Origin of the sequence: Streptomyces chrestomyceticus JCM 4735, from assembly GCF_003865135.1 — a bacterium.
Classification (GTDB): Bacteria; Actinomycetota; Actinomycetes; order Streptomycetales; family Streptomycetaceae; genus Streptomyces; species Streptomyces chrestomyceticus.
This window is the reverse complement of the sequence record NZ_BHZC01000001.1, coordinates 7,200,891-7,222,565: the sequence shown is the minus strand read 5'-3', so window position 1 is coordinate 7,222,565 and position 21,675 is coordinate 7,200,891. Positions and strand designations below refer to the sequence as shown.

The 21,675-nt window shown below is 68.9% G+C and carries 25 protein-coding genes and 1 pseudogene; 5 read left to right on the top strand and 21 right to left on the bottom strand.

Annotated features, from left to right (window positions below; genetic code table 11):
• The first annotated feature begins 139 nt into the window (after positions 1–139).
• Positions 140–994 carry a 4-hydroxy-tetrahydrodipicolinate synthase gene (gene dapA, locus EJG53_RS31565; RefSeq protein ID WP_244955694.1) on the top strand — a complete coding sequence of 285 codons (855 nt, stop codon included), beginning with the start codon at positions 140–142 and terminating at the stop codon, positions 992–994.
• Here the strand turns inward: dapA and EJG53_RS31560 are convergent.
• The 9 genes and pseudogenes from EJG53_RS31560 to EJG53_RS31525 all read right to left on the bottom strand — a co-directional run bounded on the left by EJG53_RS31560 (position 951) and on the right by EJG53_RS31525 (position 9,208).
• Positions 951–1,784, bottom strand: coding sequence for an EI24 domain-containing protein (locus EJG53_RS31560; RefSeq protein ID WP_125047798.1), 834 nt, complete (start codon positions 1,782–1,784; stop codon positions 951–953). The genes dapA and EJG53_RS31560 overlap by 44 nt on opposite strands.
• 57 nt (positions 1,785–1,841) lie before the next feature.
• Positions 1,842–2,548: pseudogene (locus EJG53_RS31555) on the bottom strand (hypothetical protein).
• Positions 2,545–2,706 (bottom strand): hypothetical protein, encoded by a 162-nt coding sequence (locus EJG53_RS40800; protein WP_154806418.1) that lies wholly within the window; start codon positions 2,704–2,706, stop codon positions 2,545–2,547. Before EJG53_RS40800 ends, EJG53_RS31555 begins: the two are co-directional and overlap by 4 nt.
• A gap of 370 nt (positions 2,707–3,076) precedes the next feature.
• Entirely contained in the window at positions 3,077–4,183 is a 1,107-nt protein-coding gene (locus EJG53_RS31550) for a MarR family winged helix-turn-helix transcriptional regulator (protein WP_125047797.1), read from the bottom strand.
• Between the two features lie 443 nt (positions 4,184–4,626).
• A complete protein-coding gene (gene dapD / locus EJG53_RS31545; protein ID WP_125047796.1) occupies positions 4,627–5,622 on the bottom strand; it encodes a 2,3,4,5-tetrahydropyridine-2,6-dicarboxylate N-succinyltransferase in 996 nt (331 codons plus the stop codon).
• Positions 5,623–5,723: 101 nt separating this feature from the next.
• The gene (locus EJG53_RS31540) at positions 5,724–6,737 is read right to left on the bottom strand and encodes a hypothetical protein (RefSeq protein WP_125047795.1); all 1,014 of its coding nucleotides are present in this window, start codon (positions 6,735–6,737) and stop codon (positions 5,724–5,726) included.
• Positions 6,738–6,914: 177 nt separating this feature from the next.
• The gene (locus tag EJG53_RS31535; protein ID WP_125047794.1) at positions 6,915–7,478 is read right to left on the bottom strand and encodes a TetR/AcrR family transcriptional regulator; all 564 of its coding nucleotides are present in this window, start codon (positions 7,476–7,478) and stop codon (positions 6,915–6,917) included.
• Positions 7,478–7,798, bottom strand: a complete 321-nt coding sequence (locus tag EJG53_RS31530) for a DMT family transporter (RefSeq protein WP_031007045.1) — start codon at positions 7,796–7,798, stop codon at positions 7,478–7,480. Before EJG53_RS31530 ends, EJG53_RS31535 begins: the two co-directional genes overlap by 1 nt.
• Before the next feature lie 66 nt (positions 7,799–7,864).
• Complete coding sequence (locus EJG53_RS31525; protein ID WP_125047793.1) at positions 7,865–9,208, bottom strand: tetratricopeptide repeat protein; 1,344 nt, start codon at positions 9,206–9,208, stop codon at positions 7,865–7,867.
• Positions 9,209–9,426: 218 nt separating this feature from the next.
• Here EJG53_RS31525 and tgmA point away from each other — a divergent pair, with 218 nt between their 5' ends.
• From tgmA to EJG53_RS31510, 3 genes are read left to right on the top strand one after another with little or no spacing between them, the layout of a single operon-like run.
• Positions 9,427–9,669 carry a putative ATP-grasp-modified RiPP gene (gene tgmA / locus EJG53_RS31520; RefSeq protein WP_125047792.1) on the top strand — a complete coding sequence of 81 codons (243 nt, stop codon included), beginning with the start codon at positions 9,427–9,429 and terminating at the stop codon, positions 9,667–9,669.
• A 4-nt stretch (positions 9,670–9,673) separates the two neighbouring features.
• Complete coding sequence (tgmB, locus tag EJG53_RS31515) at positions 9,674–10,621, top strand: ATP-grasp ribosomal peptide maturase (RefSeq protein ID WP_125047791.1); 948 nt, start codon at positions 9,674–9,676, stop codon at positions 10,619–10,621.
• On the top strand, positions 10,618–11,775 hold the full coding sequence (locus EJG53_RS31510) for a methyltransferase domain-containing protein (protein ID WP_167515195.1): 1,158 nt from the start codon (positions 10,618–10,620) through the stop codon (positions 11,773–11,775). Before tgmB ends, EJG53_RS31510 begins: the two co-directional genes overlap by 4 nt.
• A gap of 20 nt (positions 11,776–11,795) precedes the next feature.
• Here EJG53_RS31510 and EJG53_RS31505 read toward each other — a convergent pair whose 3' ends face one another.
• From EJG53_RS31505 to EJG53_RS31495, 3 genes are read right to left on the bottom strand one after another with little or no spacing between them, the layout of a single operon-like run.
• A complete protein-coding gene (locus EJG53_RS31505) occupies positions 11,796–12,161 on the bottom strand; it encodes a VOC family protein (protein ID WP_125047789.1) in 366 nt (121 codons plus the stop codon).
• 52 nt (positions 12,162–12,213) lie between these two features.
• Positions 12,214–12,423, bottom strand: coding sequence for a DUF397 domain-containing protein (locus EJG53_RS31500; protein WP_125047788.1), 210 nt, complete (start codon positions 12,421–12,423; stop codon positions 12,214–12,216).
• Positions 12,407–13,234 (bottom strand): helix-turn-helix domain-containing protein, encoded by an 828-nt coding sequence (locus EJG53_RS31495; RefSeq protein WP_125049721.1) that lies wholly within the window; start codon positions 13,232–13,234, stop codon positions 12,407–12,409. Before EJG53_RS31495 ends, EJG53_RS31500 begins: the two co-directional genes overlap by 17 nt.
• Positions 13,235–13,352: 118 nt before the next feature.
• Here EJG53_RS31495 and EJG53_RS31490 point away from each other — a divergent pair, with 118 nt between their 5' ends.
• Positions 13,353–13,577, top strand: coding sequence for a hypothetical protein (locus tag EJG53_RS31490; protein ID WP_125047787.1), 225 nt, complete (start codon positions 13,353–13,355; stop codon positions 13,575–13,577).
• 53 nt (positions 13,578–13,630) lie between these two features.
• On the opposite strand, the gene EJG53_RS31485 is transcribed toward EJG53_RS31490, so the two are convergent.
• The 9 genes from EJG53_RS31485 to sufD all read right to left on the bottom strand — a co-directional run bounded on the left by EJG53_RS31485 (position 13,631) and on the right by sufD (position 21,639).
• Positions 13,631–15,817 (bottom strand): hypothetical protein, encoded by a 2,187-nt coding sequence (locus EJG53_RS31485; protein ID WP_244955418.1) that lies wholly within the window; start codon positions 15,815–15,817, stop codon positions 13,631–13,633.
• Complete coding sequence (locus EJG53_RS31480) at positions 15,814–16,425, bottom strand: ABC transporter ATP-binding protein (RefSeq protein WP_244955417.1); 612 nt, start codon at positions 16,423–16,425, stop codon at positions 15,814–15,816. The genes EJG53_RS31485 and EJG53_RS31480 overlap by 4 nt, the downstream gene beginning before the upstream one ends.
• A gap of 152 nt (positions 16,426–16,577) precedes the next feature.
• On the bottom strand, positions 16,578–16,937 hold the full coding sequence (locus tag EJG53_RS31475; RefSeq protein ID WP_125047786.1) for a hypothetical protein: 360 nt from the start codon (positions 16,935–16,937) through the stop codon (positions 16,578–16,580).
• Between the two features lie 350 nt (positions 16,938–17,287).
• A complete protein-coding gene (locus EJG53_RS31470) occupies positions 17,288–17,623 on the bottom strand; it encodes a metal-sulfur cluster assembly factor (RefSeq protein WP_125047785.1) in 336 nt (111 codons plus the stop codon).
• The gene (sufU, locus tag EJG53_RS31465; protein WP_003983960.1) at positions 17,620–18,078 is read right to left on the bottom strand and encodes a Fe-S cluster assembly sulfur transfer protein SufU; all 459 of its coding nucleotides are present in this window, start codon (positions 18,076–18,078) and stop codon (positions 17,620–17,622) included. Before sufU ends, EJG53_RS31470 begins: the two co-directional genes overlap by 4 nt.
• Before the next feature lie 20 nt (positions 18,079–18,098).
• Positions 18,099–19,355, bottom strand: coding sequence for a cysteine desulfurase (locus EJG53_RS31460; RefSeq protein ID WP_125047784.1), 1,257 nt, complete (start codon positions 19,353–19,355; stop codon positions 18,099–18,101).
• Complete coding sequence (sufC, locus tag EJG53_RS31455) at positions 19,352–20,116, bottom strand: Fe-S cluster assembly ATPase SufC (RefSeq protein WP_125047783.1); 765 nt, start codon at positions 20,114–20,116, stop codon at positions 19,352–19,354. Before sufC ends, EJG53_RS31460 begins: the two co-directional genes overlap by 4 nt.
• A gap of 6 nt (positions 20,117–20,122) precedes the next feature.
• Entirely contained in the window at positions 20,123–20,458 is a 336-nt protein-coding gene (locus tag EJG53_RS31450) for a non-heme iron oxygenase ferredoxin subunit (RefSeq protein WP_125047782.1), read from the bottom strand.
• On the bottom strand, positions 20,455–21,639 hold the full coding sequence (gene sufD, locus EJG53_RS31445; RefSeq protein ID WP_031007076.1) for a Fe-S cluster assembly protein SufD: 1,185 nt from the start codon (positions 21,637–21,639) through the stop codon (positions 20,455–20,457). Before sufD ends, EJG53_RS31450 begins: the two co-directional genes overlap by 4 nt.
• Positions 21,640–21,675: the final 36 nt, after the last annotated feature.

Genomic DNA, 21,675 nt, shown 5'->3' with positions numbered 1-21,675 from the left:
AAGTAGACCTGAATACAGCGGTGGGGCGAAACTCCGCTCCATGACCTCGACACCGACCTCGAACTCGACTTACTTCTCGACCTCGGCCTCGGCCAGCGGCGTCCCGTCCCCACCGCCCTTCGGCCACACCGCCGCCGCCATGATCACCCCGTTTCGCGCCGACGGCGGGCTGGACCTCGACGGCGCGCAGCGCCTCGCCGTCCACCTGGTCGGCGAGGGCTGCGACGGCCTCGTCCTCAGCGGCACCACCGGCGAGTCCCCCACCACCACCGACGCCGAGAAGGAGGCCCTGATCAGGGCGGTCGTCGAGGCGGTCGGCGACCGGGCGCGGGTCACCGCCGGGATCGGCACCAGCGACACCCGGCACACCGTCGAGCTGGCCCGCACCGCGGAGCGCGCAGGCGCCCACGGCCTGCTCGTCGCCGCCCCCGCCTACTCGTGCCCCGGCCAGGAGGCCGTCGCCCGCCATCTGCGTACGGTCGCCGATGCCACCGCCCTGCCGGTCATGCTCTACGACATTCCCGGGCGCACCGGCGCCGGAACCGCGCTGACCGCCGACACGCTGCGGCGACTCGCCGAACACCCACGCGTCCAGGGCGTCAAGGACTGCGCGTACGACCTCATGAAGACCGCGACAGTGCTGGCCACGACCGGCCTCGCCTACTACGCGGGCTGCGACGAGCAAGCCCTCCCCCTGCGCGCCATGGGCGCCGTCGGCTGCGTCAGTACGGTGGCCAACGCCGCGCCCCGGGAGGTACGGGCGGTCCTCGACGCGTACGACGCGGGTGACCCGGCCGGGGCCACGCGCCGCTACCTCCGCCTCGTACCGCTCATCGAAGCGATGATGGGCACCGGACACCCCGGCACGGTCACCGCCAAGGCCCTGCTGAACGTGCTCGGGCTGCCCGCCGGACCGGTCCGCGCGCCCCTGCTGGCAGCAGGCCCCGAGATCACCAGCGAGCTGGCGACGGCTTGGAAGACGGCGCAGCAGTAGCCTCCTCCGGGCCCTCCGCTGCTTCCGTTTCCTCCGCTGCCTCCACTTCTTCGTGCTCCCCCGCCAGGTCCCGGACCAGCAGCGTCGCCCCCGCCACCGCGCCCGGCATCAGGAACACCGCCACGAACGGCACCAGGAACAGCAGCACCAGCGGCGTACCGAACCCCACCGCGAGCCCCTTACGCCCCCGCAGCATCCGCAGCCGCTCCCGCACCGGAATACCGCGCCGCTGCATCGCCACCGAGGTCAGCTCCACCGTCAGGAAGAACCCCGACACACAGAACCCGATCGCGGGCACCACGGTCTGCCCGACCACCGGGACGAACCCCAGCACGAAGAAAAGCAGCCCGAACCCGGCAGCCCGCACCAGCACATGCACACTGTCCCTGAGCGAGACCCACAGTTCCCGCCACAACGACATTCCCGTACCCGGCGGGCAGTCGCCCTCGCTCTCCTCCACCTTCTCCGACAGCGACTCGTAGAACGGGTCGCCGATCAGCAGCGTGACGGCGGTGAAGGTCAGTACGGACAGCAGCAGCCCACCCGCGAACAGCAGCGCGACGAACAGCCCGCGCAGCAGCCCCTGCCAGGGCGCTCCCCAGCCGTCGGCGAAGGGCGTCGCCCAGGCCGCGAGGTCGCCCGCGAAGAAGGCCAGCGCGACCAGCGCCCCCGCGTACAGCGCGAGGGTGATGAGCGCGGGAATCATCCCGAACCCCCACCACCGGCCGTGCCGGGCAACCCAGCGCTGCCCTTTCCCCAGATACCCCGTTCCCGCCACAAGATCGCGCATGGGCGTCAGCCTAGACGGCGCCCGGCAGACCGCCGTCTCCGTAGGGTACGGATACGGTTACGAAACCTTGCCGCCACCGGTGAACCGCGCGAGCTGCCGCTGCAGCCAGTCCAGCCGGGCCTGCATGAGCGAAGCCTCGGCAGACAACTCGGGCACCGACCGGGCCTCGGCCAGCTCCCCCTTCCCCTTCCCCTCCTTCTCCTCCTCGCCACCCGCCACGATGCGCAGCGCCCCGCCCCGCACCGTACGAACTCCGCGAAGCTCACCGCCGTCCACGACGCGAACGCCGTACGCCCACGCCGGGCCGCGCACTCCGCGCAGACGGCCGTCAGCACCCGCCAGCCCGTACGCCCCCACCCCGCATCCGCGAACGCACACGGCATCCGACCGCACGCACACGCGCCGACCCGCGCCACCCGCACCCGCTGCCGCTCGTACCGCATCCCGCGCTCGAAGCGGATATACGCCCCGAGCACGGTGACCTCCAGCAGCACCGCCCTGCGGTACTCACGCGCACACACCAGGGCCAACGCCTGCTCGAACGTGTGCAGGCAGTAGAAACCACAGTCACAGCGCAGGGCCGGGCAGCGGTGGCGCCGCCCGTACACACAGCGGGCCTCGTCCACGAACCCATACGGCAGCGCCCCACCGAGCGAAACCCCGGCGAACCCGGTCCGCGTCCCGTCATGGGAGATCACCGGATGCGCGAGCTTGAACCCCGCGGGTGGCGTGGCAGGCCGCTCCTCCGGCAGCCGCAGCCTCATCGCCCGGCCGGCACCGGGTCCCGCCGCTCCGGCACGCCGTCGGCCACCACCTCTTCAGGAAGCGCCCTCTCCAAGGTCGGCTCCTTCGCGTACGGCACCTCCTCCGTGCACTCCACGTCCTCCGCGAAACCGACAGCAAGCGCTTCACCCAGCCTCATGACGCCTCCCGGTACGGATCGGTCCATCGGACTCCGGTGAACACCGTCCCGCCATGGTGGCCCAGGAGGGCGGCGGTTGACACCGTCCGATACCGGCCACAGTGCCCGTTGCCCACTGATCCATGCCCTTACACATCAGCACCTTCGCCTGATCGCTCTCTTCCCGAGCCAGACACAGCCTCAAAGCCTCACCACGGAATGCGATAGCAGCCACCACAGAACTTGAATACACGCCCCTTTCATTGGCGCAGCCAGAACCCCTCCCCCGACCTCCGTCCCGTAGCGCCCTGGAAGGGCGCTTTCACCTCCACCCCAGACTTCAAACACTGCCGACTCACCTTTTGACGGCACATTCACCAGGTCCACGCATTCAACACGAGAATCCGGGGAGCGTCGGGTTAATCAGGCCTTGCGAGCGCGAGTAGTGAACCAGCCAACCCTTGGAAGTCATCTCGATAGACCTACGACGTTGATCCGCCTCATCGCGACTACTTGTGACCAGACCGAACCTCTCAAGGTCGACCACATTCTTTCGCATATGCGTGCGGTCATTGAATCCAAGGTCTTGATGGTCACCCGGCGAGCACGCACCTCCAATTCGAGCGAGATCATCAATCAGTCGCCACATTCGAGGCTGCAGACGAATATCTCGTTCATACTTCATGGAAAGTTCGGCCAACCAGGCCCTCGCAGCCACCTCGATATCATCAGGTGTACCATTAAGGAAGAATTCCGGATCCATCTCAAATGAAAAATCCTGCGAATAACTCAGAGAGTCACGCAGATTTTGGTGACTCACCTCATAGATATGCTCGAAAGATTTCGCGGAAACCGGAGCGGAAGAGGAGTCTCCGACGCTGTAGTGGCGGAGTCTAGCCTCAATAAGATGAGGAATACTGGAGTCTGGCACCGGAGAGATGTCGATTGGGTCAGACAAGACACCATTCATTCGCGGCGTGGCAGCCACGCTACGCGCGATCCCGCGGGCCCCACAGATCACCCAGCGCGTACCGGGCAATTGCAAAACTGGATCCCTGATCTCCTCCATGACGCGCTGAGCATCGCTGGATACATCAATAAGCTCCAAATTATCGATGAGGCCAACGAATCCACCGGAACCGTCAGGGAAGGCATCATTGAGCCATTTCTTTACCGCAGCCCTGAAACCCGCTTGAGTATAACCCTGGGACGTATTGGCGGATATTCCTGCCGAACCAGTGAATCCCCCAAATGGACTGTTGACCCCTCCACCCCGAGTCCTCAGCACAGGAGCGTTAAGCCAAAGGTTGAGATCCTTGGTGCGGGGTACCTGACGCCCGGAGTTTTTCAGAATTTTTTCGTGATCCAGAAATGCCCTGGCAATCCCGAAGTAACATGAACTGACGAACTCTTCCGCATCCTCTTTAATCTGAAGAGGTTCCGCTAAGGGCAGGAAAAGCTGCTGACTGCTCCCCCTTTTGAAGTCCTCGCTCGCCACCCATGTAGCAACTGACACGAGACTAGTCTTACCCACCCCGTTGGGCCCCTCCAAGACGACATGCATGTCGCTCTCGCGGATCCGGCGTAGCAGGGAACGGAGCTCTGCGTCACGTCCGACGAGAAGCTCCCTTCCGTCTTCACTTCCTGGAAGAGGCTTCACGACGTAGGGGTTGCCTCTAAAGCCGAGACTGGGCCAGAAGTCCAACGGGGGCTCCTCTCGCGGGCGCACGACGAAGCTCATCATATTCGGGCGGGCACCACGATGATGGGCTTATCGAGCAGTAGCCCCAACAGCAGCGCCACACACCAGGTTCGCGCCCTCCCGCCAACCGTCTCACGGCTGCGGGAGGGCGCATCGACGATGACCGCACGTGGCATCTGCCGCTACACACCAGCAGGTTAGCGCGGTCTTTGACTACCGTAAGTCACGGCCGTCCGTGCTCAGTTGTGGCTGTGCAGCACGTCGTTCAGGCCGCCCCAGTTGGCCTTGTTGGGGCGGGCCTCGACGGCGCCGGTGGTGGAGTTGCGGCGGAAGAGGATGTTGTCGGCGCCGGAGAGTTCGGCGGCCTTGACGATCTGGCCGTCGGGCATGGTGACGCGGGTGCCCGCGGTCACGTACAGGCCGGCCTCGACCACGCACTCGTCGCCCAGCGCGATGCCGATGCCGGACTCCGCGCCGAGCAGGCAGCGCTCGCCGATCGAGATGATCTGCTTGCCGCCGCCGGACAGGGTGCCCATGGTGGAGGCGCCGCCGCCGATGTCCGAGCCGTCACCGATGACGACGCCCGCGGAGATGCGGCCCTCGACCATCGAGGTGCCGAGGGTGCCCGCGTTGAAGTTGACGAAGCCCTCGTGCATGACGGTGGTGCCGGCGGCCAGGTGCGCGCCGAGGCGAACCCGGTCCGCGTCGGCGATCCGGACGCCCGCCGGCATGACGTAGTCCGTCATCCGCGGGAACTTGTCGACACTGGTGACCTGGAGGTGCAGACCCTCGGCGCGGGCGTTCAGGCGCGCGGTCTCCAGCCGGTCGACGGGCACCGGGCCGATCGAGGTCCAGGCGACGTTGGCCAGCAGGCCGAACATGCCCTCCAGGCTCTGGCCGTGCGGCTTGACCAGCCGGTGGCTGAGCAGGTGCAGGCGCAGGTACACGTCGTGCGCGTCCAGCGGCTTGTCGTCCAGCGCGGAGATGACCGTACGGACGGCCACGACCTCGACACCACGGCGCGGGTCCGGGCCGACCGCCTTCGGCGCGGCCTCGCCGAGCAGCTCGACGGCCCGCTCGTCGGTCAGCCGCTCGGTCCCGGCGGGGCCGGGGTCGGCCACCAGCTCGGGCGCGGGGAACCAGGTGTCGAGGACGGTGCCGTCGGTGGTGACGGTCGCGAGCCCGGCGGCGACGGCGCCGGTCGTACGGGAGGAGGAGGTAGCAGCATCGGTCATGCCGAAAACCTAACCGGAGGGGGCTGTGGTGGCGAACCGGTGCCGGGGCGGCACGGGATCGGGTCCGCCCCGGCCCCGGCCGGTCCGCCCCGCCCCGCCCCCTATATCCGACTCACTGTGCCGCAGCGGCTCCCCGCGTCCTCGCTCAGCTCCTTGCTGCGGTCGTACGGATCAACCTCCGGCCCCGACGTCATGGGCCCCGGCCGGCCGTCCTGGAACTGCGGGTGCAGGAACCCGTCGTACACCTCGCAGGCGTTGTTGGCGAAGTCGGAGTCGTACCTGGTCAGGGCCAGTTTGCCCGGTGTCGCCTGGAAGCGTTCGGGGTCGTTGACCTCGAAGTCCACCACCCGGCGGACCACCGTACGGGTCACCTCGGAGGCGCCCTGGGCGGCCCGTACGACGGGGTAGACGAAGGTGTAGTCGGCGTGGACCGCCAGCGCGCCGTCCCGCCCCTCCTTGAACGTCATCCGTCCCCGCGTCTTGACGATGTCACCGGCGGGCCGGACCTCACGCGGATCGAAGCGGGTGAACAGTTGCAACGGATCGTGGTCCCGGCCGGGCTTCGCCAGCCAGGCTTCCAGGTCCCGTCGCATGCCCGGCTGGAGCGGGTCGACGAGGTCCAGCGCCGCCGCGGGCCGCTCGCCGCGCAGCGTGCGAGGGTTCAGATTGGCGTCGACCAAGAGTTCCTTCGCGTGCCGCAGTACTGCCGCCACCTCGCCCTCCGACAGCCGTCCCACCGCCTTGGCCTCCGGGGGGACGATGCCGGCGGCGCCGTCCGCGTAGCGCAGGGCGGGCGAGCCCGCGAAAGGTTCTTTCAGGGTGGGGGTGGCGGGGAACGCCTCGTCGGCGGGCGCGGAGCCGGGGGCCGCGGTCTCGGCCGGCAAGGGCCCGGCCACGGCGTCGCCACCGGCCAGGCCGGGCAGCTTCGACCGGATGTCCCCGGGGTTCACGGCGATCGTCACCACCCCGGCGGCGACGATCACCGCCGCCACGCCGATACGTATCCGCTTCCGCCGCCGCGCGGCCCGCCCGTCCCGGTCCCGCCAGGCCGGTCCGGTGTACCAGTTCTCGGTACCGTCCGCCTGCTCGCCCGCGCCCCGGGCTTTCCTCTTCACGTGTGTTCGCTCGCCTCGTACCGCCGGGTGGTGACGGTCACGAAGCGCCGTACGAACCCCCCAGATGATCATTAACGAACAAGATCTACACGGGAACGGACACACGCCACAAGTTGAGCAGTGAAGCAACGCCCTTCCGGAGGCCCCCGGCACCCTCCGGCGCCCCCCGGAACCGTCTCAGCCGATCACCCTCGCCACCGCGTCCCGCACCTCCCCCCGGTCGAACCTCCGCCCCGTCAGCAGATGTTGCAACATCAGCCCGTCGATCAGCCCGACCAGCGCCCGCGCCGTCCCCTTGTCCCCGGTCCGCCGCTCCAGCAGCTCGACCATCGCATCGAGACACTCGGCGGCAAGCGGCCGCACCGCCTCGTGCCGCAGCGCCGCGAGATACAGCTCGTACTCCAGCTCCACCCGCGCCCGATCACCGCCCCCGGCCCCGCTTCCGCCCGCACCCAGCCACTCCTCGACCAGCCGCGTCACCTCGTCCGCGAGCGGAACGGCCGGGTCCACGCTGCGCACCCACACCTCGATCCCCGTCAGCCACTCCCCGTTGACCTGCCGCAACGCCGCCGTCAGCAGATCGTCCAGCGAGGCGAAGTGGTACGTGGTCGACCCCAGCGGTACGTCCGCCTCGGCCGCCACCGCGCGGTGGCTCAGCCCGGCGATACCCCGCTCCCCCACCACACGGATCGCCGCGTCGATGATCCGCTGCGGCCGGTCCGGGTCGTAACGGCGCGGCATCAGTGCGTCCCGCCCAGATTCAGCACGACGACCCCCGCGATCACCAGCACCACCCCGATGATCCGCGCGGCCGTCGCCGCCTCCCCCAGAAACACCATCCCGATCGCCGCGACCACCGCCGTCCCGGCCCCCGACCAGATCGCGTACGCCGTCCCGACATCCATCGTCTTGAGCGTCTTCGCGAGCAGCGCGAACGCGACGACATAGCCCAGCACCGTGCCCAGCGAGGGCCACAGCCTGCTGAAACCGTCGCTGTACTTCATCGCGGTCGTCGCCAGAATCTCGGAGATGATCGCCGCGGCAAGCGTCACGTACACCATATGTACGAGCGTACACAACGTTGCGTACGGCGTACGTATCGCTGCGCGGGGCGGCGTGCGCGGCGATCACCTCACCAGTCCGGGCCGGACGACATCGCGGGCACGCTCATACAGAGCTTGAACGTCGCGGTTCCGGGCATGGGGTCGGATGAGTTCGAACATGTCCGCCATCCGCTGGTCGACGCGCCCCGAGTTGACCAGCGGGTAATCGTCCAGCGCGAGCCCCCACGTCCGGCAGGCGGCTTCAAGGTGCCCCACCGTCAATTGCCGCTCGGCGAGCAGCGTCCGCTCCTTGACGCGTGTTCGCCGGTAGATGCTGGGCCGAAGCCGGTCCGCTTCCTGCATGGCGGCAATCGCCCCGTGCGTATCACCCATTTCGCAGCGCACCTGACTGGTGTGGTAGTTGAGCGACGCCGGGTCGTACGAGCCGAACACCTTCCCACGGGACTCCGCCTTGTCCATGGCCACCTCGGCTTGCCGCAAGTGCCTGAGCGCGGACCGCCGGTCCCCGGTCTGCGCGGCCGCATGTGCCTGCTGGCCGGCAAGGAAGGCACGCATGCGCGGCCCGGCCTGCGGCGCGGACGTCGCCGCGGCATCGGCGAGCCGCTTGGCCAACGGCCCCTGGTTCAGATCCACGGCTTGCACGCTCATACCGCGAAGCGCCGTGCAGTACGTCAGGTGATCCTCCGATGCTCCCGCGAGCTCCAGCGCTTTCCGGTAGTAGCGCTGTGCGAGACCGTGCAAGCCCTCGTCGACGGCCATGTAGCCGGTCAGATAGCAGAGGTCGGATGCCGCCGACATCATCGCCTTGCGCACGCCTCCGGGACCGTCCGTCCGCAGGAACGGGGCAACCGTGTTCACCAGGAAGGCCGCGGCGAGGGGGCGAGCGGTGCGCCCGCCGAACTGGTCATCCATGGACGAGAGCTGTTCCGTCATGGCGGAGACCGTGTGCACGTCCGACATACCGAGGCGGGACCGCGCGCCGCTCTGCGCCGCCTCCATGCGCCCCACCACGTCCGGCCACTCGGGAACCGCCGACGCGACGGAGAACAGAGCGACGCCCAGCACGCTACGGCGGGAAGGGTCCATGTCCAGCCTCCCAAGATCGATGATCCCGGCAACCGTGCCGGCCGGAGTCGCCTCCGTCCCGCCCTCAGAGGACGGAACGCCGACATCCGCATATGTGACGGGTCGCCCGAGCCGCCTGGAGAACGCCTCCACGATCAGCGACCGGGCATCCTCGCGCGGCACACCCCCACTCAACCACTGGTGAACGGACGGCGCACGGTACTGCTTCAGGGTTCCGCGCTCAGTGCCGATCCGGTTGACCGCCTGGGCGCACTGCCGCAGCGTCCACCCGGTCTCGCGGAGCAGCCGCCCCAATGCCACGTTCGGCCCGTTGACGCCCACGGTCGCTCGCCCCCTGCGCGACCGCGTCAAGCGCTTAATGCCCTTAATCCTGGTGCGCCCGCCAACAGTACCGCCAGCCGTAATTGCGCGATTACCTAGAGCGAACAGCCCGGTTCCCATGGCACGGGCTGTCCGAGCGCCTGCGCCCCGCAGGTGTCCACCTGCCGGCCGGCGACCGACTGCATCTGCTGACAACCGACTCACAGGAGGAACGCGGAATGAACAGAATGAGCACCGCGACGGCTCCGCCCGTCCCGTTCGGAGTCCGGCACCTGGTGTCGCCCGCTCCGTCGAACAGCGCGGCGCCCGTCCTCACGTACAGCGAAAGGCTCCAGCTCAACGTCTGCGCCGAGGGCAATCCGTGGCACGCGATCACGGCGGAGATGCCCGAGACGCAGACGGAGACCAGCAACGGCGACGGGTCGTCCCCCGGGTCCGACAGCGGCACGGACCTCTGGTAGCCGCATGGCGACCATCCTCGTGCTGACCGGCCGGGACGACCTCACGGCCGACGCGGTGGTCGAGGAGCTGGTGAAACGCGGTGAGCACGTCGTCAGATTCGACACTGCCGATTTTCCCACCGCTTCCCGCCTCGCCGTCTCCCTCACCGGGGACGGCTGGGCGGGTTCCCTGGCCGGCTCCCGTACGGTCCGCCTGGAAACCGTCAAGTCGGTGTGGTGGCGCCGCCCCAACGAGTTCCGGACCCCCGACGAGTGGCCCGGACCCGCTCGCGCCCTCGCCGTCTCGGAAGCGCGCTCCGGGCTGCTCGGCGTGCTCGGCTCCCTTCCCGTCCGATGGGTCAACCACCCGGGCAAGGACGCCGCCGCGAACTACAAGCCCGTCCAACTCGCCGTTGCCGCGCGGTGCGGGCTCGACGTACCCCGCTCCGTGATCACGTCGGACGCCGGACACGCCCGTACGTTCATGGGCGACGACACGGTTGTCTACAAGGGGCTCGGCGGAGGCGTCCTCGGGCCCGGAGGGGAGCGGCGGTTCCTGCCCGTGGCGCTCGTCTCCGCCGACCAGGTGGACGACGGGGTGTGCGGCACCGCCCACCTGTTCCAAGAACGCGTGGCCAAAGCGTATGAAGTGCGGTTGACCGTGATCGGGGGCCGTATGTTTGCCGTCGCCATCCACACGGACAGCGAAGCCGCACAACTCGACTGGCGAACGGACTACCGGTCCCACCGGTACGAGGTGGTGGACGTGCCCCCGAGCGTGGCGAAGGGGATCCGCCGGCTCATGGACACACTCGGCTTGTTCTTCGGCGCGCTGGACTTCGCCGTCACTCCGGACGGACGTTGGGTCTTCTTCGAGGTGAACCCCAACGGCCAATGGCACTGGCTCGCCGTCAAGGCCGGTGTCCCGCTCGTCGAAGCCATGGCCGCCGCTCTGCAGGGAGACCCAGCATGACCGAAGCACCCCCGTGGGCCGCAGCCGCCGCAGCGCTCGCCGACGCCGTGACGGCCGACGCCCCCGCGTGGCACGACGCCGTGTGCAACACCCCACGTCACCGGCTGGTTCCGCGCTGGTGGCAGCGCATCCCCAGCAGCCCGGCTCAGGAATGGGAACGGGTGGATCTCCCCGAGGACTCCCCCGAGCGGCTGCACACCACGTACGCGGACGTCACGCTCGTCACCCGTGTCGGCCCCACCCACGCCGACCACGCCACCCCCGGCGAACACGGCAAGGGCGACCCCACGTCGTCCAGCACCCTGCCGGGGCTCATCGTGTCCATGGCCCACCGGCTCGACGTGCGGCCCGGCCAGAGAGTTCTCGACGTGGGCACGGGGACCGGCTACTCCGCCGCCCTGTTCGCCCGCCGCTTCGGGGACGAGAACGTGACCAGCGTGGACGTCGACCCGTACCTGGTCGAGGCGGCCCGTACGCGTCTCGCGGGGTTCGGGCGCACCCCGCGCGTGGAAGCCGTCGACGCGACCGGGGGCCTTCCCGATCCGGAGTACGACCGCATCATGGCGACCGTCTCCGTCCGGCCCGTCCCGGCCTCCTGGCTCCGCGCACTCCGCCCCGGCGGACGGCTCGTGACGACCATCGCCCACACCGCCCTGCTGATCACGGCGGACATGGGGCCCGACGGCATCGCGCGCGGCTCCGTTCAGCCCGACCCCGCCACGTTCATGGAGGCACGGCGGGAGGCGGACTATCCGGCGAAGCTGAACGAGGTGTTCACGACCGCCCGGGTGCGGGAGGGCGAGGACGTACGGCCCCCGGACGGGCCGGTCCCCGACCTGTGGCAGGAATGGCCGCTCCGATGGCTCTACGAACTGGACACGCCCGGAGTCGAGACCCGCGCGGCCACCTACCCGGACGACGGCCGGCGCGTGGTGTGGCTGCTCGCCGCGGACGGGTCGTGGGCCCGCGCCGAGGACGGAACGGCCGCCCTGGTGCACCAGGGCGGCCCCCGCCGCCTCTGGGACGACCTGGAACGCGTCCGCCGCAAGTGGGAGGAGAACAACCGCTTCCCCCTGCACTCGATGCGCGCGGAACTCACGCCCGACGGCAGTCACCTGCTCGCCCCGGCCGCCGCGTGGCGCTTCGCCATCTGACCGCGGGGACCCGCCGCACCTCAGTCCACCAACGACTTCTTCGGCCTCAGCACGCAGAACTCGTTCCCCTCGGGATCTGCCAGCACCACCCACGACACGTCGTCCCCCTGCCCCACATCCACCCGGCGCGCCCCGAGCCCGATGATCCGCTCGACCTCTGCGGCCTGGTCGTCCGGCGTCAGTTCGACGTGCAGCCGGTTCTTGCCCGCCTTCGCCTCCGGTACCGCGAGGAAACCGATGCCCGGCAGTGCGTTCTCGTCCACCGCGATGATCACTTCTTCCTCGTCCTCGTACACGATGCGCCAGTCCAGCACCTGGGCCCAGAAGGTGGCGAGCCCCTTCAGGTCGTGCGCGTCGAAGGACAACTGATGCAGAGAAACGGCCATGCCCGCCAGTGTGCCGGGCGGGCATGGCCGTGTCAGGGGGTTGGACGAGTGATCAGGCGGAGAACTCACCGCGGTTGAGGGCACCGACGAAGGCCGCGAACGCGACGTGAGAGAAAACCAGCGCCGGGCCGTGGGGGGCTTTTGAGTCCCGTACCGGGATCAGCCCGGGTATCCCGTCCCACACCTCAAGGCAGTTGCCCCCACCACCACCGCTGTAAGTGGACTTGCGCCACCCCGCGAGGTCGTTACTGCTGCCGTTCATGTTCGTAGCCCTCCGCGACTGCCCTGAGCAGGCCCAACGACTCCTCGTGCGACCGCGCGTCGCCCAAGACCCGATAGTAGGCCGCCTGACTGTCCAGAACTACCGTCGGATCGTCATGCACCGTGCCGGAGTGCAGGCCCTCCACGTAAGCGATGGGAGGCGCGTCATCGAACCACATGAGCATCAAGCCGCTCTCCAGCAATGAGTGGGCTCCGGCCGAAAAGGGCAGAACGTGAAGGCGAATTCGCTCGCGCTCTCCCAGTTCGGTGATGTGCCGCAACTGCGCCGCCATCACTCCGGGCCCACCGACTGGCCGACGCACGACTGCCTCGTCGAGCACCACCCAGAAAACGGGAGACACCGGATCGGCCAGGATTTCCGACCGCTCCAGTCGCGTGACGAGCAGGCCGTCACATTCCTCTGCGCTCTTCGGCGGGTAGTAGGCACGGAACACTGCGCGTGCATACGCCTCCGTCTGAAGCAAGCCCGGCACCAACGTGGCCCCGTACTCGCGGATCACCGTTGCCTGTTGCTCAAAATCTGCCACCTGCTCGAAGTGCTCAGCCAAAGTTCGGGTGTCCAACGCCGGCAGGAACCGCTCGAACACCCCACCCGTGTCAAGCACTTGATCCAGGCGTCGTGCGTCGTCCGGAGCCGGCTTCCGCCTGCCCGCTTCGATGTGGGCGATGTGGGTGCGCGACATCACGGCGCGCTCGCTCAACTTTTCCTGCGTCAGACCGGCCGCCTCCCGCCGCTCCCGCAGTTCCTCTCCGTACGCCGTGCGCGACTTCGGAATACGACGACCAGCCATGCGTTTACCCCCTTGCGTGACCCGTGCGCTGTCACGTGTCACCTGCTGGCGAGCGTACTCGCGCGACTCCACTCTGTAAGCGGAAACAACCACCCGCCCCCCTACGGAGGTACAGCGCATGTCCCACCACTACGAGAACCTCTCCCCCGCCGAAACCGCCCGCGAAATCATGTGCGACCTCGGCGAAGCCGCCCGTGCCGTCGGCATCCAGTTCCCCAGTCTCCGGCTGGACCCGCACCCGGTTGCCGGGCTGGGCGCGCCCGCTCATCTCATCGAAACCGGCCGCATCAACATCGTCACGGCTGTGCAGATGACCGAGGTTTTCCGGGCGGCGCGCAAGTAGACGCGGAAACGGCTGTGCCCGCCGGGAGAACCCGGCGGGCACAGCGCTCTCGGTCAGTCGGCGCGGGGCCGCCACCCCTGCGCGCGGCGCGCCGCCGTGGCGCCGCCCGCAGCCGTTGCCGCGGCGGCCAGGAGTGCGGTGGCCAGCAGGACGGCGGTGACCAGGTTCCAGGACAGGGTCGCGCCGCCCTCTCCTCCCGTGACGGGCTGGACCAGGACGACATGCGCGACGGCGCCGATGGCGCCCGCGCCCAGGAGCGGGGCTCCCAGGCACCAGAACGCCGTCGTGTGGAAGATCCTGCTCCGGCCGGTGAGCACGGTGAGCGGGGCGAGGGTCTGCGAGAAGCGCAGGAATTCGGAGAGGGACGCGAGTGCCATGGCGGTCAGCAGGACGACCGTGCCGACGGTGCCGAGGAAGGGGATCCAGCGGGACTGGTATCCGACGGTGAAGGACTTCGCTCCGTCCTCGGCCACCGGTTCGGCGAGGGCCTTCACGCTCAAGTGGAGGTGCGCGGCGCGTTTGACGGCCGGGATGTCCATGGGTTTGTCGGTGTCGGTGAAGACGACGGCCTGTAGGCCACCGGGGCGGTCGACGGCAACGACCGGCCCGGTACGGACGATGGCGGGCGTCGGGCCGAAACTCTGGTAGCCGGATACGCGCAGGCGCTGGTCGAGGTCACCGTACGGTACGTGCGCCTCCTGTCCGGCGGCAGGGCACGGCAGCCGTAGTGCGCGAAGGCTGTCGCACGGTCCTTGGAGAATCCGGCTGCCGCTGGAACCGTCCGGCCGGATGTCTCCCGCGCTGACGGCGACGGCGTGCGCCCCGGCGGGAAGCGCGGCGGTGAAGGCGTCCGTGAACCGCGTGGCCGACGTCTGCACGAGCGCCATGGTCTGGCCCTGTACGGACTTCAACTGTTCCTCGTCACCGGAGCGGGCGAACAGCAGGCTGGTGATGATCTGGGTCTGGCCGACGACTCCGATGGCGATGACCATGGCGGCCACCAGACGCACCACCATGCCGGGGCGGGCCGCGGTGGTGCGGGCGGCTATCAGACGTGCCGGGTCGCCGCTGCGGCGCGGTGATCTCGACGCCCTGCCGCTGATGCGCGAAGCGAGCCAGCCGATCACCCAGGGGAGGGTCGCCCACACGCCGACGACCGCGAACAGGTAGGCGGCTGCCGAGCGTTGCGCGCCGAAGCTCTTCGATGTCAGGGCCAGGACGAGAAAGGCGGGACAGGAGCCCAGGGCCAGGAGCCGCAGGAGGCCGCTGCCTGCCGCACGGGGTGTGGTGGACGTTCCCTTGTGCACGGCGGCCGGACGCAGCAGGAGGATCAGGCCGAGCATTCCCACGACGGAGGCCGCTACGGCGGCCGCCAGGGTCCCGCCGACGCGTCGCAGGTCCGGGGCGTACAACGTGTAGTCGATCCAGGGCAGTTCGACGTCTGCCAGCAGGAACGGAACGGTGAGGAGGGCCGCGACTGCGGCGCCGGCGCACACGGGCCGTACCGCGGCGCCGATGTCCATCCATGCGCGCGCGGTCCGGCCGGCGCCAAGGGTGCGCAGCAGGGCGTCGCGGCGGTCTCGGCCGGCGGCCCCCATTCTGGCCGCCGCCGCGGCCAGTCCCAGAGCGGGGAGGCCAAGCAGTACGCCGATCATGGCCAGCATGGACGACCGTGGGCCGACGACCCGGAGGTCGCCGAAGACCGGTCCGGGGCCTCCGTACCCGACGATCTTCTCCATGCGTGCGGTACCGAGCATGGCCGTGGTGGGGCGTACGTAGGCCAGCCGTTCGCCGGGCGATGCCAGCCCTTCGGCCGAGATGGTGCCGACCTGGGTACCGTAGCGGCGGGGGAAGTCCTCGCTCGCGGGTCCGTCGGCCAGCGCCGGTGACAGGAACACCTCACCGGGGCCCGGCCATCGTGCGACTCCGGGCGGGAGCGGCGCGTCGTCGGTGAGGGGAGCGATGACGACCACGGTGAACTGGCGTCCTTGGTAGCCGTCCCAGTAGCGGCTCCATAGAGCCGAAGGCCGGTCGCCCTGCTCGGCGAAGGTGGGTACGCGCGCCTCGCCCCGCTGTTCGCGCCCCTCCCACGTCGCAGCCGTGACGGCCAACGAGCAGAGCGTTACGGCGACGACCGTCGTGGCGGCCAGCAGAGCCCAGAAGCGTGCCCGGCCTCCCTCGGCGGACCGCCCCGCCGCCCGGCCGATGCGCAGCATGTGGCGCATCCGGCCGCGCTTCACCGCGCACCTGCGAGGGCACCTTGTTCCAGGTGCATGACCCGGTCAGCCCGCTCCGCCACCGAGGGATCGTGCGTCACGACGAGCAGCCCGCACTGACGTGAGGCCGGTACGGCGAACAGCGTCCCGGCCACGTGGTCCCGCGCCTCCGCGTCGAGCGCGCCGGTGGGTTCGTCCGCCAGGAGCAGCGACGGGCTGCCGATCAGGGCGCGCGCCACGGCGACCCGCTGCCGCTCGCCGCCGGACAGGTCGCCGGTCGCCGTGCCGTGGGCGGGCACGCCCAGTTCGTCCAGGAGCTCCCGGCTGTCGGCATAGGCGCGGTCACGGTCCGCGCCGTCCAGCAGAGCCGGCAGGGCGACATTCTCCACCGGGGAGAGTTCCGGCAGTAATTCGCCGAACTGGAAGACCATGCCCAGGTGTTTTCTCCGGTGCTCCGCCAGCCGCCGGCCACGTAACGCCGCCATGTCCTGCCCGGCTACGCATACGGTTCCGGCGTCCGGCCGCACGAGTCCGAGGACGACGGAGAGGAGCGTGCTCTTGCCGGACCCGGACGGGCCCATGACGGCCACGGACTCACCGGCACGCACCGTGAGTCCGAGCCCTTCGAGCAAGCGCCGGCCCCCCACTTCGTACCTCAGCCCTTGAATGTCGAGGGGTGACAACGCTTCCGTCACGCGTCCGCCTTTCGGAGAGGGGAATCAGCGACGCGCTGCCCGGGTGAGGACATTCCGGGCAGCGCTCTGTCGCAGGAGATCGCTACGGCTCAGTGGTCGTCGCTCCACCAGTTGGAACAGTCGTCCGGCCACTTGTCGATCTCGGTGCAGACGCGCATGTCCCACACCTTCCCGCCCATGTTGCTGTACACCTTGGTGCCCTGGCCGCTGTGGTTCCACAGGGTGTACAGCGTGTTGCTGGGTCTGTTGCGGTTGTACTCGGCCTTTACGGAGTTGCGGTCTCCCTTGGTGTCCTGGAGACCTACCTGTTTCCCGGCGCCCGTCCGCCATGAATGGGCGCCCGAGGTGTAGCGGTCCATGTCCGCGAAGGCGGTGGTGGATCCCGCTGCTATGGCGACCCCCGCGATCACCACGGCAGCACGGGTCGCTAATCGACCGGTTCTCTTCATGGAGCGTCCTTCCGCTGCTGCGAAGACACCCTCCGGCCGGTACCGAAGGGTGCGGAACGTTGCTGATATTCACAGCCGGGGACCGGGGAAATAAGTACCGTCCCGGCCATTGCTTTGCCACGGCGGCAACATACCGGAGGAGATCTTTCCGACTCGGAGCGCGTCACGGGAATTCGATGTTTGACCGCACCAGCGCCTGCAACGCCCATACCTGGACCTGAAGCGTTCCTTCCCTTTGCGGCATTGCGAAACCTTTTCTGCCGCACCTGCCGCGGCCGGAAAACCGAAAACGGCTGTGCCCGCCAGGAAAACCCGGCGGGCACAGCCGAAACAGTCGGGAAAGACCCCGATCAGACGTTGAACCCCAGTGCCCGGAGCTGCTCACGTCCCTCGTCGGTGATCTTGTCCGGGCCCCACGGCGGCATCCAGACCCAGTTGATCTTCAGTTCGCTGACGATGCCGTCCGTGGCGGACTTCGCCTGGTCCTCGATGACGTCGGTCAGCGGGCAGGCCGCCGAGGTGAGCGTCATGTCGATGGTGGCGATGTTGGCGTCGTCGACGTGGATGCCGTAGATCAGGCCCAGATTGACGACGTCGATGCCCAGCTCGGGGTCGACGACGTCGTAGAGGGCCTCGCGGACCTCTTCCTCCGAGGCCGGCTTGGTGGTCACTGCGTTGTCGGTCATGCGGTTTTCGCTTCCTCGGAGAGGGCCTTGGCGGTGGCGTCCTTCCAAGCCATCCAGCTCAGCAGGGCGCACTTGACGCGGGCCGGGTACTTCGAGACGCCGGCGAACGCCACGGCGTCCTCCAGCACCTCCTCCATCGCGTCGTCCGGCTCAAGCTGGCCGCGGGACTGCATCAGCTCCAGGAAGGTCTCCTGGATCTTCTGCGCCTCGCCCAGCTCCTTGCCGACCAGCAGGTCGTTGAGCACGGACGCGCTGGCCTGGCTGATGGAGCAGCCCTGGCCCTCGTACGACACGTCTTCCACGGTCGCACCGTTGAGCCGTACGCGCAGGGTGATCTCGTCACCGCAGGTCGGGTTGACGTGGTGCACCTCGGCGTCGCCGTCCCGAAGACCGCGCCCGTGCGGGTGCTTGTAGTGGTCCAGGATGACGTCCTGGTACATGGAATCCAGCTTCACGGCTCAGTCAGTCCTCGTCCTCATCCGAAGAAGTTGCGGACGTGCTCCAGCCCCTCGACGAGGGCGTCGACCTCGGCCGGAGTGGAGTACAGGTAGAAAGACGCTCGCGTGGTCGCGGGAATTCCGTACCGCAGGCAGACCGGCCGCGCGCAGTGGTGGCCGACCCGGACCGCGATGCCCTGCTCGTCCAGCACCTGACCCACGTCGTGCGGGTGGATGTCACCGAGCGTGAAGGAGATCGTCGCGCCGCGGTCCTCGGCCGTGGCGGGGCCGATGATGCGCAGGTCCGGGACCTCCAGCAGCCGCTGGACGGCGTACTCGGTGATCGCGTGCTCGTGCGCGGCGATGTTCTCCATGCCGATCGAGGAGAGGTAGTCCACGGCCGCGCCGAGGCCGACGGCCTGCGCGATCGGGGGCGTGCCCGCCTCGAACTTGTGCGGCGCGGGGGCGTAGGTCGAGGAGTGCATCGAGACCGTCTCGATCATCTCGCCGCCGCCGAGGAACGGCGGGAGGTCCTCCAGGAGTTCCTGGCGGCCCCACAGGACGCCGATGCCGGTCGGGCCGCACATCTTGTGGCCGGTGAAGGCCACGAAGTCGGCCTGGAGCGCCTGCACGTCCAGCACCATGTGCGGGGCGGCCTGTGAGGCATCGATGCAGACCAGCGCGCCGACCTCCTGGGCGCGGCGGATGATCGCCTCGACCGGGTTGACGGTGCCCAGCAGGTTGGAGACGAGCGTGAAGGAGACGATCTTCGTACGGTCGGTGATGACCTCGTCGATCGTGTCCAGGTCGAGCCGGCCGTCGTCGGTCAGCCCGAACCACTTCAGCTTCGCGCCGGTGCGCTGCGAGAGCAACTGCCACGGCACGATGTTGGAGTGGTGCTCCATCTCGGTGATGACGATCTCGGTGTCCTGGTCGACCCGGTACGGCTCGTCCGCCCAGCCGAGCATGTTGGCCACGAGGTTCAGCGACTCCGAGGCGTTCTTGGTGAAGATCACCTCGTCGCGGCTGGGCGCGTTGACGAAGGCGGCGACCTTGTCGCGCGCTCCCTCGTACAGCGCCGTGGCCTCCTCGGCGAGCACATGCACGCCGCGGTGGACGTTGGCGTTGTAGCGCTCGTAGTACCCGTTCAGCGCGTCGAGCACCTGGCGGGGCTTCTGGGAGGTGGCCGCGTTGTCCAGGTACACGACCTTCTTCCCGTCATGGATCTGTCGGTCCAGGATGGGGAAGTCCTTGCGGATCGCCTCTGTGTCGAGGAGGCCCGGCAGCTTTGTCACGCGGTTGCGCCACCCTTCACGTACTCCTCGTAGCCCTCGGCCTCCAGCTTGTCCGCCAGCTCCGGGCCGCCGGACTCGGCGATCCGGCCGTTGGCGAAGACATGCACGTGGTCGGGCTTGATGTAGCGGAGAATCCGGGTGTAGTGGGTGATCAGCAGGGTGCCCACGTCACCGGACTCGCGGACGCGGTTGACGCCCTCGGAGACGACGCGCAGCGCGTCGACGTCCAGGCCCGAGTCGGTCTCGTCGAGGATCGCGATCTTCGGCTTGAGCAGCTCGAGCTGGAGGATCTCGTGGCGCTTCTTCTCACCGCCGGAGAAGCCCTCGTTGACGTTGCGCTCGGCGAAGGCCGGGTCCATGGACAGCCGCTCCATGGCCTCCTTGACCTCCTTGATCCAGGTACGCAGCTTCGGGGCCTCGCCGCGGATGGCGGTGGCCGACGTACGCAGGAAGTTGGAGACCGAGACGCCGGGGACCTCGACCGGGTACTGCATGGCGAGGAAGACGCCGGCGCGGGCGCGCTCGTCGACGGACATCTCCAGGACGTCCTCGCCGTCGAGGGTGACGGTGCCGCCGGTGATCGTGTACTTGGGGTGACCCGCCAGCGAGTAGGCGAGGGTGGACTTGCCGGAGCCGTTGGGGCCCATGATGGCGTGCGTCTCGCCCTGCTTCACGGTCAGGTCGACGCCCTTCAGGATCTCGCGCGAGCCGTTCTCGGCTTCGACGGAGACGTGCAGGTCGTGGATCTCAAGCGTTGCCATGGGGACTCAGGACTCCTGGGTGACGGAGACGAGCACGGAAGCGTCCGCGCCTTCTCCTTCGATCTTTACGGGGTATACGGGGACGGGCTGCGTGGCGGGGAGCCCGGACGGCTTGCCGGTACGCAGGTCGAAACTGGAGCCGTGCAGCCAGCACTCGATGGAGCAGTCCTCCACCTCGCCCTCGGACAGGGAGACGTTCGCGTGCGAGCAGATGTCGTTGATCGCGAACACCTCCCCCTCGGTACGGACGAGGGAGACCGGCACGCCGTCGATCTCGACGCGCTTGGGGCTGTCCTCCTCCAGCTCGGCCAGCCCGCAGGCGCGTACGTAGGCCGGGCTCATGCCACGGATGCTTCCAGCTCGGCCTCGATCTTGGCGATCAGGCGCTCCTCGACGTCCGGCAGGCCGATCTGCTGGACGAGTTCGGTGAAGAAGCCGCGGACGACCAGCCGGCGGGCCTCGTCGGCCGGGATGCCGCGGGCCATCAGGTAGAAGAGCTGCTCGTCGTCGAAGCGGCCGGTCGCCGAGGCGTGGCCGGCGCCGACGATCTCGCCGGTCTCGATCTCCAGGTTGGGCACCGAGTCGACCCGCGCGCCGTCGGTCAGCACGAGGTTGCGGTTGAGCTCGTAGGTGTCCGTGCCGGTGGCGGCGGCCCGGATGAGCACGTCGCCGATCCAGACGGCGTGCGCGTCCTGGCCCTGGAGGGCGCCCTTGTAGACGACGTTGGAGCGGCAGTTGGCCGCCTCGTGGTCGACGAAGAGGCGGTGCTCCTGGTGCTGGCCGTTGTCGGTGAAGTACAGGCCGTAGAACTCGGCCTCACCGCCGGGGGCCGCGTAGGTCACGCGCGGGTGCAGCCGGACCACGTCGCCGCCGAAGGTGACGACCACGGACTTGAAGCCGGCGTCCCGGCCGACCAGCGCGTTGTGCTGGCCGACGTGGACGGCGGTGTCGTCCCAGTCCTGCACGGAGACGACGGTCAGCTTGGCGCCGTCGCCGATGAGGTAGTCGACGTTGGCGGCGAGCGTCGCGTCGCCGGTGTGGTCGATGACGACGACGGCCTCGGCGAACGCGCCCAGCTCGACGACCTGGTGGCCGTAGGCCGTGCCGCCCTCACCGTGCACCGCGATGCGGATCGGCTCGGTGAGCACCGTCTCCTTGGGCACCGTGATGACGGACGCCTTCTCGAAGGAGCTGTACGCCTGGGCGGCGATCCGGTCGACGGGCTTGCCGGCCTTGCCGACCCGCGGGTCGTCGCGCTCGACGAGCTCGTGGGTGACGCCCTCGGGCGCCGTGATGTCGATCTTCAGGTCGGCGCCGGACGCGACGGCGGTGCCGTCGTGCAGGCCCTTCAGGCGCGCGAGGGGGGTGAAGCGCCACTCCTCCTCGCGGCCGTGCGGCACCGGGAAGTCCGCGACGTCGTAGGACGGCGGCGCGCTCATCCGGGTGGCGACGGTGGACTCGGCGGCCACCGCGATCGAACCGGTGGTCGTGGACCCCGCCGGGATTGTCTGAGCCTCAGCCATGGCTGTCGTCGTGCTCTCTTCCTCGTGAGAATTCAG

Bases quoted from the DNA above. Each gene is read 5' to 3' on its own strand.
- dapA (WP_244955694.1), top strand. From the start codon at position 140: ATGATCACCCCGTTTCGCGCCGACGGCGGGCTGGACCTCGACGGCGCG.
- EJG53_RS31560 (WP_125047798.1), bottom strand. From the start codon at position 1,784: ATGCGCGATCTTGTGGCGGGAACGGGGTATCTGGGGAAAGGGCAGCGC.
- EJG53_RS40800 (WP_154806418.1), bottom strand. From the start codon at position 2,706: ATGAGGCTGGGTGAAGCGCTTGCTGTCGGTTTCGCGGAGGACGTGGAG.
- dapD (WP_125047796.1), bottom strand. From the start codon at position 5,622: ATGACCGATGCTGCTACCTCCTCCTCCCGTACGACCGGCGCCGTCGCC.
- EJG53_RS31535 (WP_125047794.1), bottom strand. From the start codon at position 7,478: ATGCCGCGCCGTTACGACCCGGACCGGCCGCAGCGGATCATCGACGCG.
- EJG53_RS31530 (WP_031007045.1), bottom strand. From the start codon at position 7,798: ATGGTGTACGTGACGCTTGCCGCGGCGATCATCTCCGAGATTCTGGCG.
- tgmA (WP_125047792.1), top strand. From the start codon at position 9,427: ATGAACAGAATGAGCACCGCGACGGCTCCGCCCGTCCCGTTCGGAGTC.
- tgmB (WP_125047791.1), top strand. From the start codon at position 9,674: ATGGCGACCATCCTCGTGCTGACCGGCCGGGACGACCTCACGGCCGAC.
- EJG53_RS31510 (WP_167515195.1), top strand. From the start codon at position 10,618: ATGACCGAAGCACCCCCGTGGGCCGCAGCCGCCGCAGCGCTCGCCGAC.
- EJG53_RS31505 (WP_125047789.1), bottom strand. From the start codon at position 12,161: ATGGCCGTTTCTCTGCATCAGTTGTCCTTCGACGCGCACGACCTGAAG.
- EJG53_RS31500 (WP_125047788.1), bottom strand. From the start codon at position 12,423: ATGAACGGCAGCAGTAACGACCTCGCGGGGTGGCGCAAGTCCACTTAC.
- EJG53_RS31495 (WP_125049721.1), bottom strand. From the start codon at position 13,234: ATGGCTGGTCGTCGTATTCCGAAGTCGCGCACGGCGTACGGAGAGGAA.
- EJG53_RS31490 (WP_125047787.1), top strand. From the start codon at position 13,353: ATGTCCCACCACTACGAGAACCTCTCCCCCGCCGAAACCGCCCGCGAA.
- EJG53_RS31475 (WP_125047786.1), bottom strand. From the start codon at position 16,937: ATGAAGAGAACCGGTCGATTAGCGACCCGTGCTGCCGTGGTGATCGCG.
- EJG53_RS31470 (WP_125047785.1), bottom strand. From the start codon at position 17,623: ATGACCGACAACGCAGTGACCACCAAGCCGGCCTCGGAGGAAGAGGTC.
- sufC (WP_125047783.1), bottom strand. From the start codon at position 20,116: ATGGCAACGCTTGAGATCCACGACCTGCACGTCTCCGTCGAAGCCGAG.
- EJG53_RS31450 (WP_125047782.1), bottom strand. From the start codon at position 20,458: ATGAGCCCGGCCTACGTACGCGCCTGCGGGCTGGCCGAGCTGGAGGAG.
- sufD (WP_031007076.1), bottom strand. From the start codon at position 21,639: ATGGCTGAGGCTCAGACAATCCCGGCGGGGTCCACGACCACCGGTTCG.